This window comes from Gordonia alkanivorans NBRC 16433 (assembly GCF_000225505.1).
Taxonomy (GTDB): Bacteria; Actinomycetota; Actinomycetes; order Mycobacteriales; family Mycobacteriaceae; genus Gordonia; species Gordonia alkanivorans.
The window spans coordinates 39009-60170 of the sequence record NZ_BACI01000095.1 but is presented as its reverse complement, the minus strand read 5'-3'; the positions used below and the strand labels follow the sequence as shown (position 1 = coordinate 60170).

Annotated in this window: 19 protein-coding genes and 2 tRNA genes; 6 read left to right on the top strand and 15 right to left on the bottom strand. The window is 67.2% G+C overall.

Features of this window, described 5'->3' with window-relative positions; genetic code table 11:
- Positions 1–11: 11 nt before the first annotated feature.
- Positions 12–1697 (top strand): hypothetical protein, encoded by a 1686-nt coding sequence (locus GOALK_RS16930; protein WP_006360063.1) that lies wholly within the window; start codon positions 12–14, stop codon positions 1695–1697.
- A 14-nt stretch (positions 1698–1711) separates the two neighbouring features.
- On the opposite strand, the gene GOALK_RS16925 is transcribed toward GOALK_RS16930, so the two are convergent.
- The 4 genes from GOALK_RS16925 to orn all read right to left on the bottom strand — a co-directional run bounded on the left by GOALK_RS16925 (position 1712) and on the right by orn (position 4269).
- Positions 1712–3004, bottom strand: coding sequence for an RNA polymerase sigma factor (locus GOALK_RS16925; protein ID WP_006360062.1), 1293 nt, complete (start codon positions 3002–3004; stop codon positions 1712–1714).
- A gap of 3 nt (positions 3005–3007) precedes the next feature.
- The gene (locus GOALK_RS16920; RefSeq protein WP_006360061.1) at positions 3008–3352 is read right to left on the bottom strand and encodes a YciI family protein; all 345 of its coding nucleotides are present in this window, start codon (positions 3350–3352) and stop codon (positions 3008–3010) included.
- A 142-nt stretch (positions 3353–3494) separates the two neighbouring features.
- Positions 3495–3567 (bottom strand) — tRNA-His (locus GOALK_RS16915).
- A 102-nt stretch (positions 3568–3669) separates the two neighbouring features.
- Entirely contained in the window at positions 3670–4269 is a 600-nt protein-coding gene (gene orn / locus GOALK_RS16910) for an oligoribonuclease (protein ID WP_006360060.1), read from the bottom strand.
- A 70-nt stretch (positions 4270–4339) separates the two neighbouring features.
- Here orn and GOALK_RS16905 point away from each other — a divergent pair, with 70 nt between their 5' ends.
- Positions 4340–5920: a helicase HerA-like domain-containing protein gene (locus GOALK_RS16905; RefSeq protein WP_006360059.1), complete on the top strand. Its 1581-nt coding sequence runs from the start codon at positions 4340–4342 to the stop codon at positions 5918–5920.
- A 19-nt stretch (positions 5921–5939) separates the two neighbouring features.
- Here GOALK_RS16905 and cmrA read toward each other — a convergent pair whose 3' ends face one another.
- The 3 genes from cmrA to GOALK_RS16890 form a co-directional block, all read right to left on the bottom strand.
- Complete coding sequence (gene cmrA / locus GOALK_RS16900) at positions 5940–6746, bottom strand: mycolate reductase (protein WP_006360058.1); 807 nt, start codon at positions 6744–6746, stop codon at positions 5940–5942.
- Positions 6747–6818: 72 nt separating this feature from the next.
- Positions 6819–8882, bottom strand: a complete 2064-nt coding sequence (locus GOALK_RS16895) for an NADPH-dependent 2,4-dienoyl-CoA reductase (protein ID WP_006360057.1) — start codon at positions 8880–8882, stop codon at positions 6819–6821.
- A gap of 76 nt (positions 8883–8958) precedes the next feature.
- Positions 8959–9522, bottom strand: a complete 564-nt coding sequence (locus tag GOALK_RS16890; protein ID WP_006360056.1) for a PadR family transcriptional regulator — start codon at positions 9520–9522, stop codon at positions 8959–8961.
- Between the two features lie 126 nt (positions 9523–9648).
- Here GOALK_RS16890 and GOALK_RS16885 point away from each other — a divergent pair, with 126 nt between their 5' ends.
- The gene (locus GOALK_RS16885; RefSeq protein ID WP_035754064.1) at positions 9649–10947 is read left to right on the top strand and encodes a uracil-xanthine permease family protein; all 1299 of its coding nucleotides are present in this window, start codon (positions 9649–9651) and stop codon (positions 10945–10947) included.
- A gap of 12 nt (positions 10948–10959) precedes the next feature.
- Here GOALK_RS16885 and GOALK_RS16880 read toward each other — a convergent pair whose 3' ends face one another.
- On the bottom strand, positions 10960–12615 hold the full coding sequence (locus tag GOALK_RS16880) for an alpha/beta hydrolase (protein WP_006360054.1): 1656 nt from the start codon (positions 12613–12615) through the stop codon (positions 10960–10962).
- Positions 12615–12989 (bottom strand): hypothetical protein, encoded by a 375-nt coding sequence (locus GOALK_RS16875; protein WP_006360053.1) that lies wholly within the window; start codon positions 12987–12989, stop codon positions 12615–12617. The genes GOALK_RS16880 and GOALK_RS16875 overlap by 1 nt, the downstream gene beginning before the upstream one ends.
- Before the next feature lie 152 nt (positions 12990–13141).
- On the opposite strand from GOALK_RS16875, the gene GOALK_RS16870 reads away from it, so the two are divergent.
- Entirely contained in the window at positions 13142–13651 is a 510-nt protein-coding gene (locus tag GOALK_RS16870; RefSeq protein ID WP_006360052.1) for a GNAT family N-acetyltransferase, read from the top strand.
- A gap of 15 nt (positions 13652–13666) precedes the next feature.
- Here GOALK_RS16870 and GOALK_RS16865 read toward each other — a convergent pair.
- Positions 13667–13740, bottom strand: a tRNA-Arg gene (locus tag GOALK_RS16865).
- 148 nt (positions 13741–13888) lie between these two features.
- On the opposite strand from GOALK_RS16865, the gene GOALK_RS16860 reads away from it, so the two are divergent.
- On the top strand, positions 13889–15913 hold the full coding sequence (locus GOALK_RS16860) for a bifunctional copper resistance protein CopD/cytochrome c oxidase assembly protein (protein WP_006360051.1): 2025 nt from the start codon (positions 13889–13891) through the stop codon (positions 15911–15913).
- Between the two features lie 13 nt (positions 15914–15926).
- On the opposite strand, the gene GOALK_RS16855 is transcribed toward GOALK_RS16860, so the two are convergent.
- Positions 15927–16505: a chorismate mutase gene (locus GOALK_RS16855; protein ID WP_006360050.1), complete on the bottom strand. Its 579-nt coding sequence runs from the start codon at positions 16503–16505 to the stop codon at positions 15927–15929.
- A gap of 158 nt (positions 16506–16663) precedes the next feature.
- Here GOALK_RS16855 and GOALK_RS16850 point away from each other — a divergent pair, with 158 nt between their 5' ends.
- Complete coding sequence (locus GOALK_RS16850) at positions 16664–17098, top strand: single-stranded DNA-binding protein (RefSeq protein WP_005198896.1); 435 nt, start codon at positions 16664–16666, stop codon at positions 17096–17098.
- Positions 17099–17101: 3 nt separating this feature from the next.
- Here the strand turns inward: GOALK_RS16850 and GOALK_RS16845 are convergent, their stop codons facing one another.
- From GOALK_RS16845 to GOALK_RS16830, 4 genes are read right to left on the bottom strand one after another with little or no spacing between them, the layout of a single operon-like run.
- The gene (locus GOALK_RS16845) at positions 17102–17515 is read right to left on the bottom strand and encodes an ATP-binding protein (protein WP_035754143.1); all 414 of its coding nucleotides are present in this window, start codon (positions 17513–17515) and stop codon (positions 17102–17104) included.
- A gap of 19 nt (positions 17516–17534) precedes the next feature.
- Positions 17535–17873, bottom strand: a complete 339-nt coding sequence (locus GOALK_RS16840) for an STAS domain-containing protein (protein WP_006360048.1) — start codon at positions 17871–17873, stop codon at positions 17535–17537.
- A complete protein-coding gene (locus GOALK_RS16835; protein WP_006360047.1) occupies positions 17873–19888 on the bottom strand; it encodes a glycosyltransferase family 2 protein in 2016 nt (671 codons plus the stop codon). The genes GOALK_RS16840 and GOALK_RS16835 overlap by 1 nt, the downstream gene beginning before the upstream one ends.
- Entirely contained in the window at positions 19885–21156 is a 1272-nt protein-coding gene (locus tag GOALK_RS16830) for a PP2C family protein-serine/threonine phosphatase (RefSeq protein WP_006360046.1), read from the bottom strand. The genes GOALK_RS16835 and GOALK_RS16830 overlap by 4 nt, the downstream gene beginning before the upstream one ends.
- Between the last annotated feature and the right edge of the window lie 6 nt (positions 21157–21162).

Genomic DNA, 21162 nt, shown 5'->3' with positions numbered 1-21162 from the left:
ACACGGCAAGCATGAACCTCACCAAGCGCAGCAAGATCCTGATCGCCGTCATCGGCATGATTGCGGTACTCGGCGTGGTCGCGCAGGCGACCGGCGTGCTCGCGGCGTGGAATGACAAGGTCTGGGGGAGTTCCACATTCCGTCTCGCTCCGGCCACTGACGGGTACGCCCGTTCGATCACCGCGCACACAAAGAACCAGCGGTTGATCAGCGGTGACACATGGGACGCCACGACTGCCACGCATACGTTTGCCAACCCGGGGACCACGGTGACCCCCGGTGCAACCACCTTCACCTCCAGGTACAGCGGGAGTGGCTTCTTCGGTGTGGGCATGGTCGCTGCGCGAGGGCGGTCGGAGGCGACGCTGACCCGCACCGCCGGCAACATTTCGGCATCCGCGACCTCAACGGCGCGGGACCTGAGGGCGTCCCCCACGCCGAACTGGTTGAATCCGTTCAGCTCGACCGTGTCGGTCCTGGACACGAAGGAGAACATCTACACGGCTGCGGTCAACTGCACTTCATCGAACTACGGCGAAACGGTCACACCCACGGCCACAGCTCCGACCGGCGGTGACATCTATATCGGCATCGGCTCAAACAACAATTACGCAATGCCCCCGCCGAACGGGTCGAGGTCCTTCACCGACAACGCGGTGGGGTACCGGGTAGAGGGGACGTTCCGCAGCATCGTTGCCACTACCGCGAAGACCGCTCTGTCGACGCTGATCCTGGACCTCGATATCCAGAACCTCTTGTGGCCGCACTCGACCGTCTGGACCGTCAGTATCCAGTTCGTCCGCGCCGAATGTGGTATCGGGGTTGCGCTTCCGGATGCAGGATCTTCTGTCCAGGCTGCGGGCGCGGCACGAATGGCGGCACGCCTCGCGCCGTCCTCGGAGAGCGCCACGCCGTCGGAGTCCGCGGAGAGTTCGGCCGCCGAGAGCTCCGAGAGTTCGGAATCGGAGTCCTCGAGCTCCGAGAGTTCCGAGAACTCCGAGAGTTCCGAGTCCGAGAGCTCCTCGTCGGCAAGCTCTTCCGAGAGCGAAGCCGCCGAAACCCCGGCGCTGAAGCAAGGTCCGACGACCCCGACCGACGTCGACGTCGGGGATCAGTTCCCGGTGATCGCCACCGATGGCACCGACCTCGGTACGGCGACGATCCAGAAGATCGAGTCCACCGCTCCCTCGGAAGGGGCGAAAGCGACGGTCGCGGTGAAGATGTCGGTGACCACGTCGGACACCGGGGGTGACGGCCGGTTGTCATCGATCGCCTGGGATGACTTCGCCCCGATGGTCGGGGGAGTGCAACAGGCATCAGGGCAGGCGACAACCGAGGGAGCGCAATTGCCGGATCAGCTGGCACCGGGGCAGACCTACACCGGTTGGGTGGCGTTCACCGCGCCGAGCGCCGCCGGTAAGGCGATGTGGAAGCCCGCGGGCACAGCCGGATTCACGTTCGTCCTGCCGGACCCGGAGGTGCCGGTGACCTCGACGACGACGTCCGCACCCGCACCCGTCGCGAACGCGCCGGAGACCAGTGAACCGGAAGCGGCCCCGACCGACGACGCGCCCGCGGCCGAGGCGCCTGCAGTCGAGGCCGAGGACTCCGACCCGGTGCCCACTCCCGAGAAGAAGAGCCGGTCGCGATCGAGTTCGGACGAGTCCTCGGCGGACTCCTCCGCGGACGACGAGTAACCGGTCTCTCGTCGTCAGGAGTCCTGCGTCAACCCGGCGAGAATGCTTGCGAGATAGTCGTCTTCGGCCTCGTTGCCGGGCAGCTCGAGCGCGCGACGGTAGGCGGCCGCTGCGCCGTCGTGATCGTCGAGTTCCGCGAGTGTCAGTGCCCGCGCCACATGGAACGGGCGATACCGGTCGAGCGAGGGGTTCGACGCCAACCGGTTGAGCATCTCGATCCCGCGTGACGGTCCGAACGCCCGTCCGACGGAGACGGCCCGGCCGATCCGCACGACCGGGCCGGGATCGTGCGCTTCCAACAGGCGGTAGAGAACCGCGATCTGCGCCCAGTCGGTGTCATCGGCGGTCCGCGCCTCCGCATGAACCGCGGCGATCGCTGCCTGGATCGTGTAGGCACCCGCGTCACGTTGTGCAGCAGCGGATTCGGCGAGTGCGGTGCCCTCTCTCACCATTGCCGTGACCCAGAGGGTCCGGTCCTGGTCGGACAGTGGGATCGGCCGGCCGTCGGGGTCCACCCGTGCGGGCCGCCGAGATTCGGTGAGCAACAGCAGAGCGAGCAGCCCGGCGGTCTCGGCGCAGGGGAGCAGGACATACAGAGTCCGCGCCAGCGCGATGGCCTCGGCGGTGATGTCGTCGCGGATGTGTGAGCTACCCGTCGACCGTGCGTAACCCTCCGAATACACCAGGTACACAACACGTAGGACGCCCCCGAGGCGGTCCGGTAGGTCGTCGGCACGCGGCGGATGGAACGGCACGCCGAGTGCCTTGATCCGCTTCTTCGCGCGCACGAGTCGCTGCTGTGCGGTCGGAACCGGGATCAGGAGTGCGTGCGCGACCTCGGGTGTGGTCAGCCCGGCGACGAACCGCAACATGAGCGCGATCCGGTCCTCGATCCGCAGAACCGGGTGGGTACACGCGAAGTACATGCCGAGGCGTTCGTCGGGCAATGCCGGATGCGTGATGTCGGCGGGGTCGCCGAAGTCCGCCGGAACGGGCGCGCGGTCCGAATCGGTCTGCAGCTGCCCGAGTTTCCCGGCGAGGACGTTCTCCCGCCGCAGTTCGTCGAGCACCCGACGTTTCGCGGTCGTCGTGAGCCACGCCTCTGGTGACTCGGGGACACCTGTCTGCGGCCAGGTGACCAGGGCCTGCGCCAGAGCGTCCTGCAGGGCGTCCTCGGCGCGATCGAGATCACCGAATCGTCTGGTGAGGGTGGCGATGACACGAGTGCGGATGCCGCGATCGATCGTGGCAACCGCTCGACGGGCCACGAGAGGCGCGCCCGCCGAGCGGTCCGGTGTTCCGGTCACGGCTCAGTACGGCGCGAGCGGCCGGATCTCCACGTGCCCACCCGGTGCCGAACCGGGACTACGGCGAGCCCACTCGATCGCCTCGTCGATGTCGGCGACGTCGATGACGTAGACGCCGCCGACGAACTCGCGAACCTCGGCGAACGGACCCGACGACGCCACGACGCGCTCGCCCGTGCCATTCGTGTGCACGACGGCGCGTTCGTCCTCGAGAGCGAAAGAGCTGACCACGACGCCGGCTTCGGTGATCTCCTGGTCGAACGCGAAGAACTCCTCGGGCGTCGCTCCGCCTTCTTCGCCGCATGCCGGGTCGTCGACGTGTCCCATGAGCAGCAGTGCGTATTTCATCGTTCCTCCAGTCATCTGCCGCCGGACCGGAGTGGTCCGACACCATGGTGACGTACGGGCGGACGCGATATCGACAGCCGCCGGAACTTCTCGTCGGAAACGAAAAATGGGAGGCCCGAAACTCGGACCTCCCACTCATCGGGGTGGATGACGGGACTCGAACCCGCGACAGCCAGGATCACAACCTGGTGCTCTACCAACTGAACTACATCCACCATCGGCATCCGACACCCGGGCTTTCGCGCCTGGTCTCAGAGCCAAGAACACTCTAGCGGGTAGATGCCGCAGAACTCCAATCGATTATCTGACCTGCGTTTTCAGGCGGGCCCGAGATCCTTGACGATGTTCGCGAGCGCATCGACGTCGGGGCCGGGAGCCGGCACGAAGGCGGCTGCACGGTAATAACGGAGCTCGCGGATCGATTCACGGATGTCGGCGAGGGCACGATGGGCGAGGCCCTTGTCGGGCTGGCCGAAGTACACCTTCGGGAACCAGCGGCGGCACAGTTCCTTGATCGAACTGACGTCGACCATCCGATAGTGCAGGTAGGCGTCGAGTTCGGGCATGTCCCGGGCGATGAAGCCGCGGTCGGTGGCGATCGAGTTGCCGGCCAGCGGGACGGCACCGGGCGACGTCACGTGCTTGCGGATGTAGTCGAGCACCATCTTCTCGGCCTCGGCGAGGGTGACGGTGGACGCGCGCACCTCTTCGGTGAGACCGGAATCGGCATGCATCTTGGTCACGACGTCGGGCATCGACGCGAGAGCCGCGTCGTCGGCGTGGATGACGACGTCGACGCCGTCACCCAGGATGTTGAGGTCACCGTCGGTGACCAGGGCCGCGATCTCGATCAACTTGTCCGACTCGAGTCGGAGGCCGGTCATCTCGCAATCGATCCACACCAGTTTGTCCTGCACCCGACAACCTTAGCCAACCGTCACGACGAGCCCGCGTCAGACGGAGAACAGGGGCACCTCGCGGGCTATTGTGTCCCTCGTGACCGAAGCCCTCAGCCCTGCTCAGACCATCGCCGCCGGCTACGCCTTCACCTCCACCTCGCTCGAACTGGGGACGGTGTCGGTGGACGGTCAGGTCGACGCGACCGCCTCGGTGCGCATCCCGCTCGCGATGATGAATCGGCACGGCCTCGTCGCCGGTGCCACGGGCACCGGCAAGACCAAGACCCTGCAATTGCTGGCCGAACAGCTCTCCGCCAATGGTGTGCCGGTGGTGATGGCCGACATCAAGGGAGACCTGTCGGGGCTGAGCCGCGAGGGCGTCAGCAACGACAAGATCGTCGAACGCGCACAGCAGACCGGCGATTCCTGGCAGCCCGCCTCTCATCCTGTCGAGTTCGTCTCGCTCGGTGACACCGGCATCGGCGTGCCCATCCGCGCGACCATCACGTCCTTCGGCCCGATCCTTCTCTCCAAGGTGTTGGGCCTCAACGACACCCAGGAATCGACCCTCGGATTGATCTTCCACTGGGCGGACAAGAAGGGTCTGCCGCTGCTCGACCTGAAGGACCTACGGTCGGTGATCGCCTTCCTCACCGGCGACGAGGGCAAGGAAGAGCTCAAGAACATCGGCGGGGTCTCGCGCCAGACCGCGGGCGTGATCCTGCGTTCCCTGACCAATCTCGAGGCCGACGGCGGCGACACGTTCTTCGGTGAGCCCGAGGTCGAGCCCGCCGACCTCATCCGCCTCGCCGCCGACGGTCGCGGCATCATCACGCTCTTCGAGCTCGGCGCCCAGGCCGCCCGGCCTGCTCTGTTCTCCACTTTCCTGATGTGGATTCTGGCCGACCTCTTCGAGTTCCTGCCCGAGGTCGGCGATGTCGACAAGCCGAAGCTGGTCTTCATCTTCGACGAGTCGCATCTGCTGTTCGACGACGCGTCGAAGGCGTTCATCGACCAGGTCGTGCAGACGGTCAAGCTGATCCGCTCGAAGGGTGTGGGCGTCTTCTTCTGCTCGCAGCTGCCCACCGACATCCCCAACGAGGTGCTGTCGCAGCTCGGCGCCCGCATCCAGCATGCGTTGCGTGCCTTCACACCTGACGATCAGAAGGCGCTGAAGAAGACGGTCAAGACGTACCCGGTGTCGGAGATCTACAAGCTCGAGCAGGTCCTCACCTCGCTGGGCACCGGTGAGGCCGTGGTGACGGTGCTGTCGGAGAAGGGTGCGCCGACCCCGGTCGCCTGGACGGTCGTGCGTCCGCCGCGTTCGTCGATGGATGCCATCGGGGCGGAGGCGATCACCGCCGCCGCCAAGGCGAGTCCGCTGTATGCGAAGTACGGGCAGTCGATCGACCGCGAGTCGGCCTACGAGATGCTCGCCGCCAACACGCTGTCGCCCGGCGAATCCGCCGACACGCCCGCACCGGCTCCGGTTCCCGTCCCGGCTCCGAAACATACTCCGGCACCGAAGCCCGTCCCCGAGGAGCCGGGCATCATCACCGAGGTGCTGACCAGCAAGCCGGTGCAGAGCTTCCTGCGGTCGGCGGCCAGCGCCGCGGGACGCGAGTTCAGTCGCGCGATCTTCGGTACGGGGCGGCGTCGGAAGCGTTGAGAAGTGTTCGGCGCCGGGCCTACTCGGCGCTGAACTTTCGGTAGAACCCGCCGACGATCGGCGCGACGACGGCGCGCGGGGTGTACCCGCCGGCCACCGACATGGCTTTGGACAGGGTTCCGGGGACGACACGCATCTTGTTGTGCGCCAGGGCATCCAGACTCATCTCGGCGACCTTCGCGGATGAATGCCAGAGAAAGTCGGGGACGACCTTGTCCACGATCGACGCCTCGTCGGGCGACGGTGTGTGGGTGCGGACCGGGCCGGGAGCCAGAAGTGTGACGTGGACGCCCTGTGCCGAGACCTCGCCCCGCAGCGATTCGCTGAACGTGTTGACGAAGGCCTTCGACGCGGCATAGGTGGCGTTGTTCGGGATCGGCATGTTGCCGGCTGCCGACCCCACCATGAGGATGCCGCCGGAACCGCGCTTCACCATCTGGGGGAGGACAGCGAGGGTCAGGTCGTGAACGGCGTTGACGTTCAGCAGGACCTGGGACTTCTCGTAGTCGGCGTCGAGTTCGGCGACGGGGCCGAAGGTGGCGATGCCGGCGTTGTTACAGAGGATCGAGATCTCGCGTCCGGCGAACTCGGCGGCAAGGACCTCGACCTTGGTCGGGTCGGACAGGTCGACCGCGCGGACCTCGACCGCGACCCGATGGGCGGCCCGCAGTTCGCCGGCGAGCTCTTCGAGGAGCTCACCGCGACGGGCGACGAGGACTACCGAGTGGCCACGGGCGGCCAGCGCCCGGGCGAGCTCGCGACCGATACCGGAGGAGGCCCCGGTGACGACGGCGCGGGCGTTTTCTGAAGGCGGCGGTACCGGCATGGGAGCAATCGTAGCGGCCGCTGCGCCCCGGCCCGAGAAGAGCCGGAGCGCAGCGACAGATGGGTCGAGAGGTCAGTCGATACCGGCGGCGACCTCGGTGCCCTGCCGGATAGCGCGCTTGGCGTCGAGTTCGCCCGCGTAGTCGGCGCCGCCGATCACGTGGGTGGTGACACCGGCGAGGGTCAGCGGATCGATGAGATCGCGCACCGATTCCTGGCCCGCGCAGATGACCACGTTGTCGACCTCGAGGACCCGGGTCTCCGTCACGTTGCCCTCGTCGTCGCGGAAGCTGAGGTGCAGACCCTGATCGTCGATCTTGTCGTAGGTCGCGCCACTGATCTGCTCGACGCCCTTCATCTTCATCGTGGCGCGGTGCACCCAGCCGGTCGTCTTGCCGAGCGACTTGCCCTGCTTACCGGACTTGCGCTGCACCATGTAGACCTGACGCACCGGCGGCAGGGGGCGGGGCTTGGTGACGAAACCGGGCTTCTCCGGATCGTCGGTGACGCCCCATTCCTGTTCCCATTCCTTGAGATTCAGCGTCGGCGACTCGTCGGTGGTGAGGAACTCGCTGATGTCGAAGCCGATACCTCCGGCACCGATGACGGCGACCCGCTTGCCGATCTCGCGATGACCGAGGACGGCGTCGGCGTACGACATCGCCATCGGGTGGTCGACGCCGGGGAAGCTCGGGATGCGCGGCACGACACCGGTGGCGACGATGACGTCGTCGAACTTCTCTGCGATGAGCGTGTCGGCGTCGACCCGGGTGTTGAGTCGGACGTCGACGCCGAGGACCTCGAGCTTGCGGGTGAAGTAGCGGATCGTCTCGTTGAACTCCTCCTTGCCCGGGATGCGGGCGGCGATGGAGAACTGGCCGCCGATGGACTTGCCACCTTCGAACAGCGTCACCTTGTGGCCGCGTTCGGCACTCGAGACGGCAGCCGACAGGCCGGCCGGACCGGCACCGACGACGGCGACCCGCTTGGCCTTGCGCGTCGGGCTGAGGATCAGCGTGGTCTCGCGTCCCGCACGCGGGTTCACCAGGCACGACACCTTCTTACCGACGAAGGCGTGGTCGAGGCAGGCCTGGTTGCAGCCGATGCAGGTGTTGATCTCGTCGGCGCGACCCGCGCGGGCCTTGTTGGCCAGGTGGGGATCGGCGAGGAACGGACGGGCCATCTGGATGGCGTCGACGCGGCCGTTGGTGAGGATCTCCTCGGCGAACTCCGCGGTGTTGATGCGGTTGGCGGCGATCAGCGGGATCGACACCTCGTCGCGGAGACGCTCGGTGAACTTCACGAAGGCGCCGCGGGGGACCGAGGTCACGATCGTGGGGACCTGGGCCTCGTGCCAGCCGATGTCGGTGTTGATCGCATCGACGCCGTGCTCCTCGGCCTTGCGTGCCATCAGGGCGATCTCGTCCCAGGTCTGGCCCTTGCGGATCAGGTCGGCGACGGACTGACGCAGGATGATCGGAAAGTCGCGGGGAACCTGACGGCGGATCTCCTTGATGACCTCGACGAGGAAACGCTGCCGGTTCTCGGTGTTGCCGCCCCACTTGTCGGTGCGGTCATTGGTGTGCGGGCACAGGAACTGGTTGATCAGATACCCCTCGCCGCCCATGATCTCGATGGCGTCGTACCCGGCCTTGCGTGCCAGCTTCGCCGACTGGCCGAAGGTCTTGATGACGTGCCAGATGATCGGCTCGGTCATCCGCAGGTGCTTGAACGGATGGATCGGCGACGGATCCTTGCCCGGAGCGACCTTGAACGGGGTGTACCCGTAACGGGCGGCGTGGATGAGCTGCATGGCGATCTTGCCGCCCTCGTCGTGCACGGCCTTGGTGACGCGCTGATGTCGCTTCCAGTCGAGGGCGTTGGTCATCTTGCCGCCGGCGAAGGCGAGCAGGCCGGTGCGGCTGGTGCCGAAACCGCCCGTGATGATCAGTCCCGCACCGCCTTTCGCGCGCTCGGCGAAGTACGCGGCGAGCTTGTCGGTGTCCCAGAGGCGATCCTCGAGACCTGTGTGCATCGACCCCATCACCAGACGGTTCTCGATGGTCATGCCGCCGATCTGCAGCGGCGTGAACAGGTGCGGGTAATGCGGGTTGGGTTGTGCCGTGTGGGCTGACATGGCGCGACCTTTCATCTCGGTGTCGTGGTGACGCTGTGTGCGTGCAATGCTCTGTCTGGGTGGTGGTTCCGTGCCGTCACGGGTGTCGCTGGTTCATCCCGGCGAGTTCGCGTTCGAGTGCGGGAATGACCTCGTCGCACCACTCGATGTAGCCCTCCTCCTGCCGGATGCCGCCGCGCAGCACGAGGTACTGGTGGAGCTTGCGGCCGGTCAGGGTGTCGGGCTCGGGGTAGTAGTCCGCCTGGAATCCCTTGAACAACGTCAGTTGTGCGACGTGCTCGTCGCGGTGGGCCTTGAGCTCGCCGATGATGGCGGCGAGGTCGCCGAACTCGGCGGCGCGGAGTTTGACGCCGATGTCGCTGCGGAGTGCCTGCCGTGGTGTGGGGCTCATCGCCCACTGCGCCAGCGCATCTCGGCCCGAGTCGGAGATGGTGTAGACCTTCTTGTCCGGGCGGCCGTCCTGGCTGATCGACTCGACACTCACCAGGCCGTCGTCGAGGAGCTTCTTGAGCGTCCGATAGATCTGCTGGTGGGTGGCCGACCAGAAGTAACCGATCGACCGGTCGAATTGCTGACCGATCTCGTAACCCGTGCCGGGTCGCTCCGCCAGCGACACCAGAATCGCATGTTCGAGCGCCATGTGAGCACGCTAACACCGCAACAGGGCACTATGCAACAAGGTGCTTATGAGTCTTGTTGCATATGCGCCGAGTGAGCACCGGGGTAAGGGGAGCGGGCAAGCCGTGAGTGCCGCAAACTGTTGCGCATGACTGAACCGGGGACGAGATCCCAGAACCTGCTGTCGTGGAAGCTCACGACGAACACCGTGGTGGCACCGGAGGAACGGCTGACCTGGCCGCGGACTGTGAGCATCGGTTTGCAGCATGTGGTCGCGATGTTCGGCGCGACCTTCCTGGTGCCGGTCCTCACCGGGTTCCCGCCGTCGACGACCCTGCTGTTCTCGGGTATCGGCACCATCCTGTTCCTGCTGATCACCCGTAACCGTCTCCCCAGCTATCTGGGCTCGAGTTTCGCGATCATCGCGCCGGTGACGGCGGCGGTCGCCTCCGACGGGGCATCGTCGGCGCTCGGTGGCCTGGTCGCGGTCGGTGCGCTGCTCGTCATCATCGGTCTGATCAGTCATTTCGCCGGCGTGAAGTGGATCGAGACGCTGATGCCGCCGGTGGTGACCGGTGCGATCGTGGCACTGATCGGCCTGAACCTGGCCCCGGCCGCGAAGAACAACTTCGTCGCGGACCCCGTCCTCGCGACCATCGTTCTGGTCCTGCTCGTCGCCTCGGCGGTGCTGTTCCGCGGGCTGCTCGGTCGTCTGGCGATCTTCCTCAGCGTCGCGTTCGGCTATGTGCTGGCGCTCGTCCTCGACTGGATCGACTCCGACAACGACTACATCGACACCTCCGGTATCGCCGACGCCGCGTGGGTCGGCCTGCCCGACTTCCAGACCCCGACCTTCGATCTCGGTGTCCTGCCGCTGTTCCTTCCCGTCGTCCTGGTCCTCGTCGTCGAGAACATCGGTCACGTGAAGTCGGTCGCGATGATGACCGGCAGGGACTACGACGACACGATGGGCCGCGCGCTCGCTGCGGACGGTCTGGCGACGATGCTCGCCGGCAGCGGTGGCGGTTCGGCGACGACCACGTACGCCGAGAACATCGGCGTGATGTCGGCGACCAAGGTCTACTCGACCGCGGCCTACTGGGTGGCCGGTGCGGCCGCGATCCTGCTCGGCCTGTCGCCGAAGATCGGTGCGGTGATCGCCGCCATACCGCCGGGCGTCCTCGGCGGGGTCACGACAGCCCTCTACGGCCTCGTCGGCATCATCGGCGTGCAGATCTGGGTCAGCAACAAGGTCGACTTCTCCAAGCCGATCAACCAGTTCACCGCCGCGATCCCGCTCATCATCGGCATCGCCGACTACACCTGGCAGATCGGCGATCTCGTGTTCGCCGGTATCTCGCTGGGCTCGGTTGCCGCCCTGGTCATCTACCACTCGATGCGGATCATCGGTGGCTGGCGCGGGACGGTGGTTCCCGACAAGTCCTGAACAGGTCGGTCGTCACCACGGGAGTTTCAGCGGGATGTCGGGGATGGGGCCTGGTAGGTCCACATCTCCGTCGGCGCGGTCGTTGAGCAGATACAGCCCCCACAGGGGTGCCGGTGCGCCGAGCGGTGGTGGCGGGAGTTCGGGGACATCGGGTTTGCGCGCGACGTACAGGTCGGGTTGCTGACCGGTGATGACCTTCACCATGTTCCGGAAGGCCGTCGAGTGCGGGTCGTCCCAGTAGCCGCCGTGGGTCTTGATCCCGCTGTCGTAGGTGCGTCCGTCGATCTGGACCGTACCGGTGTCGAGACGCGTCACCCCGGGTGCGGAGTCGGGGTCGGAGCCATGCGGGTTCCCGGGTAGGGACTGCGCGTAGTGGATCGGGTCGCCGGGAAATGTCAGCGAGTACCGTTCGACGCCGCCGGGGTGCGTTAGATCGTGCACCCCGGTGCCGGCCGACGACGCGTAGATGACGCGGTCCGGAGTCAGGCCCAGCTGCTCGGCGGTGCCGACCACCACCCCGCCATAGGAGTGGCCGATGTAGGTGGTGCTCGCGCCGGGTGCGTGGCGGGCGATCTCGGCGTCGAGTTCGGTTCCGAACAGCTCGAGCCGCGCGGCCATGGCGCCGGCGAAGGCCGGACTCGTGGCCGCGCGGAGATCCGGAGGCAGATCGCCGTCGAGGTAGAGGAACACCGGGCCGTTGGTCTGGTCGGCGAGTTCGGCTGCGGCGCGGCGGTTGTCGCCGCCGGCGGTGTCGATGGTGGTGCCGGTTCCCGGTACATAGGTGGCGGCATTCCTGGTGCCTGGACGCAGCGTGCCGATCATCTCGACGACGCGTCCCTGCCGTGTGTTCACGAAGGTCACGAACTGCCGCTCGCGCCCGTCGCCGGGCGTCAGCATCTCCCGCAGCGTCCGGGCACGACGACCCTCGCTCCGGCCGGCCTGGATCTCGTCGACCAGGGCGTTGCGGATGTTGATCTCGTTGGCTTGGATGCGAAGGTCGAAGGGAACGCCTGGAAGGTTGCCCAGCACATGCGGATTCGCCTGGATGAGGCGTCGTATGTCGTCGGGTGCCATCTGTTCGAGGATGTCGCGGACCTGGCCGGGAGTGAGTGACTCGAGCACTCGGACGGCAGCGTCGGCGTCCAAGGGGCGATTCCCGGGAAGCGTCACATCGGGTTGTCCGTCGACCATTGACGCGAGGTCGGTCGCGAGCCCGTCGAGTCGCGAGCCGTAGCGTTCGTCGAGACCGTCGACGGCGGCCAGACCGGACTCGATCGAGCCGCTGAACTCGGCGGCCGCCGTGACCCGGCCGGGATCGGGGTGGGTGACCGTGCCGTCGTCGGCGACGCGAAAACCTGCGCCGGTTGCGGCGTCGACGAGACGCAACACGTGCTCGCGCGCATATGCGAGGTCGGTCCCGGCGTCGGATGCTTCGTCGGCGACCATCTGCAGCGCGTTGCGGACCTCGCCGGCGTGGTCGTGCTCCTGCCGGATACGGTCGTGTGCGGCGGCACGGGTGCGTCCACGCCACGAGTCGGATGACTCGAATGCCGTCCGGGCGCGGTCGATTCCGGTGTCGAGAGATTCGGCCGCGGTCGATGCGGCCGATCCCGCGTCGGCGAAGGACTGCGGATTCCAGGCGCGCAGCGCCGAGATCGTAGGGCGCATCAGCGGTCCCGCAGTGCTTCGAACGTCGCGGCAGCTCGGGCGTCCGCCGAGGTCGTCGTCGCTTCGAAGGTGGCCAGGATCTCGCTCATCGCGATGAGGCGGTCGCCGATCGACTCGACGGCGCGACCGGCAGGTCCGGCGGTGTCGCGGAGTGCACGGGCCACCCGACTCGATGAGCCCCGGGCGTCGCCGAGGGTCGCGGTATCGATCGCGTGGATGGCGATGCCATTGGCGCGCCACGACCTGACGACCGCCTCGATCTCGTCCGGCGAAACCCCGAAAACATCCTTCTCCGAGTCGTTTCCGCGATCAGATCGGGGAAACCACTGGGGGACGAGCGGAACGGGTGAGGGGATGGGGAACGGGAATGGCATGATCCTCCGTGACTCTTCGAGGACTGCGACCACCCGGAGAGGTGGCGCGATTCTTGGACGCGCCGCGCGCCTCGCCGGTTCCGAAAACCGCTTCTCCGCGACCACGCGCGGGGGCTACGTTGGGGGCACTCGACAGGACAGGGGAGCCGCCGATGCCGCAACAGGCTTGGCATACGAGGGCGGAACGGCCCGACGACGTCGCGTGTGTCCACGAGATCAATGCGGACGCCTTTCCCACGTCGGAGGAAGCCGAGCTGGTCGACGCGCTCCGCGCCGACCCGGCCTGGCTCGACGGGCTCTCCATCGTTTCCGTCGATGCCGACGATCGCCCGGTTGGTTTCGCGCTGCTGACACGCTGTCACGTCGACGATGCCCCCGCGTTGTGCCTCGCACCGTGTGCCGTGGCCACCGCATACCAGCGGACCGGAGCGGGTTCGGCCGCGATCATCGCCGCCCTCGACGCGGCGCGCGACATGGGGGAGAGCACCGTCGTCGTGCTGGGCCACCCCGACTACTACCCGCGCTTCGGTTTCCGACGAGCCGTCGACCATGGCATCCGGCTCAGCATCGAGGTGCCCGAAGAGGCGTTGATGGTGCTCAGCCTCGACGGCACCGACGTCCCGTCCGGGACGGTGCGCTACGCGGCGCCGTTCGGCATCTGATGCCGTAAGTGACGGTGCCCCCGGCAGGACTCGAACCTGCGACCTAGGGATTAGAAGGCCCTTGCTCTATCCACCTGAGCTACGGAGGCGTGCTCGGCGCGCTCGTGGCACAAGGACACGGGGCGCCGGGCACATGGAGTTTACGACATGCCCTCGAGCTCGCCGCGGATGTGCCCCAGACCACGGCGGTACCAGGTCGGAGGGTGTGGCGTCGGCCCCCGGACCTACAGTTGAGGAATGACCCGCACGTCGACGTCCGCCTCGCCGGATCAGAATCGCGACGCGATGAACGAACCGCGCGGCGTCGTCACCGCGGTCCTCTGGGCGTCGGGATGGCTCGCCGCGATCGTCGCCATCGCCGTCACCGCCATCTCCGCGTCCACTGCGCTCAAGCTGACCGGCGTCCCCGACCCCGGGCCGCTCACCACCTACGGTCTGCCGACCCTGACCGCGATCGGTGAGTTCGCGGCCGCGATCGCGCTGGGCTGCGCGGTGTTCGCCGCCTTCTTCGTGCCGCCGCAGTCCGACAACGTGCTCGACGTCGGCGGCTATCGCGCCATCCGGATCGCGGCGTCGTCGGCGCTGGTGTGGTCGGTGTGCGCGCTTCTGCTGATGCCGCTGTCGGCGTCGGAGGTCAGCGGATCGCCGCTGTCGGAGGCGATCAAACCGGCCAACCTGATCAACGCATACGGTCAGGTCGCCGAGGTGCGCACCTGGTTCTGGACGGCGGTGTTCGCGCTGGTCGCGGCGATCATCGCGCGGACGATCCTCAAGTGGGGGCCGACCGTCGCGGTCATCGCGTTTACGATCTTCAGCCTGATGCCGTCGGCACTGGCCGGGCACTCGTCGTCGGGCGGTAACCACGACATCGCCACCAACAGCCTCATCCTGCACCTGATCGGCGCGACCCTGTGGCTCGGCGGGCTCGCCGCGGTGGTCGTCTACGCGCTCGCGTCCGGGCGGTGGCGGGGACTGGCGGTCCGACGCTTCTCGCGCGTCGCGTTCTGGTGCATCATCGTCGTCGGCCTCAGCGGCGTGATCAACGCCGCCGTGCGCGTGCCCCTCGATCAGCTCTTCTCCGACACCTACGGGCGCCTCGTTGTGGCGAAGGTGGCGGCACTCGTCGTCCTCGGTGCGCTCGGTGCGTGGCACCGGCGAGTGACCATCGCCCAGCTCGAGTCGGAGGAGCGGCCGTCGCTGTTCGTGCGCTTCGGGCTTGTCGAGCTGGCCGTGTTCGCGGCCACCTTCGGTCTGGCGGTCGGCCTGAGCCGGACCCCGCCGCCGGCCCTCGACACCGCGAACGTCTCACCGGTCGAGAACGCCATCGGCTACGACATCGACGGTCCGCCGACCTTCGTCCGGTTCTTCACCGACTGGCGATTCGACCTGATCTTCGGTCTTGCCGCCATCGTCCTGGCCGCCGTGTACATCCGCGGCGTCGTGCGACTGAAGCGACGCGGCGACGACTGGCCGATCGGCCGCACCTTCGCGTGGCTTCTCGGATGTCTGCTGCTGCTCCTGGCGACCTCGTCGGGTCTCGGCCGGTATGCACCGGCGATGTTCAGCGTCCACATGATCGCCCACATGCTGATGTCGATGATGATCCCGGTCCTTCTGGTCCTGGGTGGTCCGGTGACGCTGGCGCTGCGCGCCCTCCCGCCGTCGGGCCGCGGCAACCCTCCCGGACCCCGCGAGTGGATTCAGGCGGGTGTGCACTCGGGGCCGTCGCGCTTCCTGACGCACCCGCTGATCGCGGCCATCATGTTCGTCGGCAGCTTCTACATCCTCTATCTCGGCGGGCTGTACGAGTCGGTGGTCGAGTACCACGCGGCTCACCTGCTGATGAACCTGCACTTCCTGCTCAGCGGATACCTGTTCTACTGGCTCGTCATCGGCATCGACCCCGCACCACGACAGGTCAAACCGGTCGCCAAACTCGGCATCGTCCTCGGGTCGCTGCCGTTCCACGCCTTCTTCGGCGTGGCACTGATGATGACCACGGCCGTCATCGCCGAGAACTACTACCGCGGACTCAATCTGCCGTGGACCTACAACCTGTTCGACGACCAGCGCGCCGGCGGCGGAATCGCCTGGGCGGCAGGCGAGATCCCGCTCGTCGTCATCATGCTGGCCCTGCTGGTCCAATGGCAGCGCAGCGACACCCGGCAGGCGAAGCGCTACGACCGCAACGCGGTCCGCGACCACGACGCCGAACTCGAGAACTACAACGACATGCTCAAGGAGCTCAACAAACGCGGCTGAGTTGCAACGGAACTCAGCTCGATCCGGTCGACACCGTGCAGACGGACGCCCCGGCCTGGACCAGCGCGGCGACGTGAAGCGGGTCGAATCCCGCGTCGGCGGCGGTCTGCGCGGTCGACACGGTCAGCTCCGGCGGGCAGCGCAGGGTCGTCACGATGTCGCGTGAGGCCGCGAGTTCGTCGACGATCGCCACATTGAGTTCGTTGATCGCCGCCCGGACCGGACCGAGATCCGGTGTCGCGGGTGGGGCCGTCTGCCCGGGTAGGCGCCACTGGGCGAACAGCCTGCGTTGTACCGTCTTGCTCGCCTCGATCTGATCGCGGAACACACCGCGAACGTAGCCGGGGTCGAGGTCCCGGTCGAGAGCGAGCTGCGACACGGTGTCGAGGACGACCTGTTCACGCGCGGGATCGTCGATGGCGGCGCCGGATGCCCACTTGGACGCGGCCACCGCGTCGGCCAGTGCGAGGCGACCGGCGATCGCGTCGGTCAGACCCGACATCGCCGGGGCCGGTGCCGCCGCGGACAGGGGTGGCGCGACCAGCATCGTGGCCGCCGCGATCAGACCGGTCAGGAACACTCGCATCCGCATTCCGCGATCCTATGGGCGGAACGCCAGGGGTACCCGCGATCTGTGGGTAATCCGTGGAGAGTTCTCCACAGCCCGATCATGTCCCCGTCTCCGGCGTATGTCGGGGGAGATGCTGATGCGGCCACACTTCCCGTGGCCGACACCAGTAGGAGACGACCATGTTTGAGACGTACACGACCGTCATCGGAACCGTTGTGTCCGAGCCCCGCCGACGCCAGACCACCACCGGCGAGGACGTGATCTCGTTCCGCGTGGCCTGCACCTCGCGCCGCATCGACAAGCGCAGCGGCGAGTGGGTGGACGGACCGACGCTGTATCTGACGGTGAGCTGCTGGCGCCGACTCCTCGCCGGCGTCGGCCTCGCCATCGCGAAGGGCCGGCCCGTCATGGCGCACGGTCAGATCAAGACCAACGAGTATCCGACGGCCGACGGCTCGCGCCGCTCCGATCTCGAGATGACCGCCGTCGCAGTGGGACTCGACCTGAGTCGCTGCATCGTCACCTACCGTGGCACGCCGTCGTCGGAGCGAGACATCGCGGCCGCCTTGCCGGTCGCCGCCGCGGAGAAGGCGGAAACCCAGACGGCTGCGTGAGTTTCACGCCGTCCGGTTGCGGACCAGTCGCCAGTGGTTGCGCCCGTCGGCGCGCCGGTAGGAGAGCTCGTCGAGGATCTGGATGGCGATGGCCAGTCCGCGACCGCGCTCGGCGAAGTCGTCGGGCAGGCTCACCGCGTCGAGGTCGACGCGGGCCGGATGACCGTCGTCGCTGTAACGGCCCTCGATCCGGTCCGCCGCGACCTCGAGTTCGAGCCGCATGGCCACCCGGCTGCCGTCACGGGCGTGTTCGACGATGTTCGAGCCGATCTCGGCCAGCGCGAGCTCGAACTGCATTGCGTCCATGTCGTCGACCGGGCAGTCGCGCAACAGATCTGCGAGCAGCTCGTGAATGTGCTCGAGGGTGGCGTCCGACGTGACCTCCTCGAGAACACGCGTCCCGGTGTTCTCGGTCATGAGGGTGGCCTCTCGGATCTCACTCGGCACCGTACGCGGCGTCCGCGGACTCGTGCACCCGCAACACGCGATTGAGGTTGGTCAGTTCCAGGACGGTGACGACCTGCTCGGTGGGGGCCGCGATCCGGAGATCGCCACCCGCCTGGCGTGCGACCTTCAGTCCGGAGACGAGCGCACCCAGCCCGGACGAGTCGATGAAATCGGTGCCGGATAGGTCGACGACGATCCGGGTCGTCCCGGCCCCGACGAGTTCGTGCAACTGATCGCGCAGCCTGGGTGCGGCGATCATGTTGAGCCGTCCGTCCGGCGTGATCGCCACGGCATCACCGGCGACGGGGCGAGTCGAGTATGTCGTCATCATGGCCTTTCTGGACGGGCGGGGTTGTCGCCGGTGGGCGAGTCTTCTGCCGTGTCGTCGTGACCGCGGTAGCGGACCGCCATGATGACGACGCTCAGGATCACCAGATCGAACAGTACCCAGAACAGGTTGACGCCCACGCCCAGAACAGAGATCGCGCCCCGCCACAACTGCACGATGCCGATGACCGATGCCACGACGAGGAGGACCATCGCGGCGAGCTGCGGGCGGACGAGATGCCACGGCAGCGCGTCCTGGGACTGTTTCGTCTTCGGCGTGACCGCGAATCCGAGTGGCCGGTTCAGGTAGACGTTGCGGAACGCGGTGGTGCAGGCCCGGATCCAGACCGGGAACAATGCGAGACTGTACTGTTGGCCCCGCCAGGTCGGGGTTCCTCTCGCCACGACGAGGAACAACACCTGGTTGATCACCAGGAACGGGATGAGGCGGAGGAAGAAGTCCCAGCTGTAGGCCTGCACCGGGAGAACCCCCAGCACGAGATACACCACCGGGGCGGCGATGTAGGCGATCGCCGCGAAACCGGCCAGGTAGCTCCACATCGTCGCCCAGTACATGAGTCGCTGGGCTACGGTCAGCCCCTTCTGGACCAGCGGGTTCTCCCGCAGCATCACCTGGATGGTGCCCTGAGCCCACCGAAGGCGTTGGGTGAGCATCGTTTTCAGGTCCTCGGGAGCGAGCCCGTAGGCGAGGTTCTCGTGGTGGTATGCCGAATTCCACCCCAGGGCGTGCAGCCGCATGCAGGTGGCCATGTCCTCGGTGACCGAGATCGTCGCGAGCGGCAACATCGGTTGCGCCTCATCGGATCTGCCGACATCGACCGCCGCGACCAGGGCACGGATCGACTCGATGGCGCCGAGTGGGGACCATTCGCGATCGGCCAGAACCGCCAGAGCATCGAAGTCGAGTGCCCCGGCACCGGTTTCCTGCTCGCTGAACTCGGTGAGGGCCTCGATGGCCTCGAGGTCGGCACGCATCGCCTCGACATCGGCGTCGACGAGTCCGCGGGCGGCCTCGTCGACCCACGCCTGGAATCGGTAGGTGATATCGGCCAGCGGTGCCCGATCCTTCAGCTGCTTCCGTGCCTCGGTGACCGCGGCGTCCACCCGGTCGAGCGCGGCGAGTGCCGGAGGGTTGTCGCGGACACGTCGTCGGGTCTTTCGGAGCACGGTCCGCGCGGTCCGCAGGGCGCGGTCGACGCCGTCCTCAACGGCGGTGACGTACTGGGTGATCCCGAGCTGCATCAGTGCTTCACGACGCAGGACCGCGTTCGAGCCGCAGAAGAATGCGGCGTTCCAGCCGTCCTTCCCCTGCTGGATCGGCCCGTAGAAGAGCGGTGCCTGCGATCCCAGCGGGTCCGAGGGTGGCACGTTGACGAAGTACTGCGGGGTCTGGACCACGGCCATCTTCTCGTCGTGGAAGTAACCGAGCGTGCGGTCGAGGATCTGCGGTTCGGGGACCTGATCGGCGTCGAGGATGAGGATGAACTCGCCCTCGGTCTGCATGAGCGCGTTGTTCAGGTTGCCGGCCTTGGCATGTCGTGGCTTGTCCAGCCAGTTCGACGACCGGGTCAGGTAACCCAGGCCGGCCTTGCGCGCGCACTCGGCGAGTTCGGCGCGGTCACCGTCGTCGAGGATCCAGGTGGTGTGCGGGTAGGTGATGGCCTTCGCGGCGAGCGCGGTCTTCATCACGAGGTCGATCGGTTCGTTGTAGGTGGTGATGAAGACATCGACCGTGGCGCCTGCGGGCGGCGGCGGGGGTTCGGGGCGGTGCTGCAGTTTCCACATGGTGAGCCCGAACAGCAGCGAGTCGATGAGGCTGTAGGTCTCGGCGACGACCAGCGGGACGGCGATCCACCACGCCTCCCAGTTCACCGATGCCAGCCAGCGCCACACGATGTAGTTGAGGCCGAGCACTGCTGCCACGACGATGAGCAGCCGTAACCACGGCGACGGGGCGGTGCGGGCGAGGGTGGCCTTCTCGATGCTCTCGCTCATCCGGCATCGTCCCGCCGGATCGCGACGAGTGTGACGTCGTCTACGGGTGGGAGACTGGCCACCAGTTCCTCGACCTTCGTCCGCACTGCGGCGGGAGTGCTTGTGCCGCAGAGCATTCGGAGGAGGTCGAGTGCGTCCCCACCGGCGACGAGGTCGAGGAGGCCGTCCGAGGCGATCACGAGCATGTCGCCGGGGCCGAGATCGATTGCGGCCGAACGCCAGGTGTCCTCCGGCAGGATTCCGATGGGGAGTCCGCCGCCGTGTAGGACGGTGCAGTGGCCGTCAGCGCGGCGCACGGTGGCCAGCCCGTGGCCACCGTCGACGTAGTCGACGTGACCGTCCCGGGTGCGCAGCCGGGCGTGGAACAGGGTCGCGAAGGTTTCCGTGCCGGCGAAGTCCTCGGCGAGCTGACCGGCCACCGTACCCACGACCTCGCCGAGATCATGGTCTGCGCTCTCACCACCGGTGGCGTCGAAAGCCCGTGAGGCAGCACGCATCGCCGACCGCACGGTGGCGGTGAGGATCGCCGCCCCCAGACCTTTGCCCATGACGTCGGCGACGGTGAACACCAGTCCGTCGTGGCAGGGGTAGTGGTCGTAGAAGTCGCCGCCCACGGCGAACGCGGGGAGGCACATCGTCTCGATGGAGTAGCCGGGCACGATACCGAGCGGTGGGGGGAGCAACTGGCGTTGCACCTTCGCGGCGCGTTCGAGATCGTCGGAGTTCTCGATCTCGCGTTGCGCCCAGGCCGCCAGCTCGCGGAACGCGGCCAACTGGTCGGCGGTCAGCTGCCGCGGCCGGGTGTCGTAGACGCAGAAGGTGCCCACCGGGTGACCGCCCGGACCGTACAACGGATACCCGGCGTAGAAACGGATTCCGCCCTCCCCGCTGATCTGAGGTATCTCGGCGAAGAACGGGATCGTCGACACGTCCTCGATGACGAGCGCCGGGTCGGCAGGGCGCGTGTAGGCCCGCGCGACCGTCACCTGGCACACGGTCTGCTCGCGTGGCTGGTTCTGCAGTTCGATGCCGTCGACCGCCTTGAACCATTGCCGATCCCGGTCGAGGAGGGACACCGTCGACATCGGTACGCCGAACACCGCTTTGGCCATGCGGGTGATCTGCGCGAACCGGTCCTCGGGGGCGGAGTCGAGCAGGTTGAGCTGCTCCACCGCTCGGAGACGTGCTTCCTCGACGTCGGGGGCGATCAGCGCTTGCGTCTCATCCACCGTGACCCGACCCGGACGTTCCGACTCGGCTTCCGTCACCGCTCG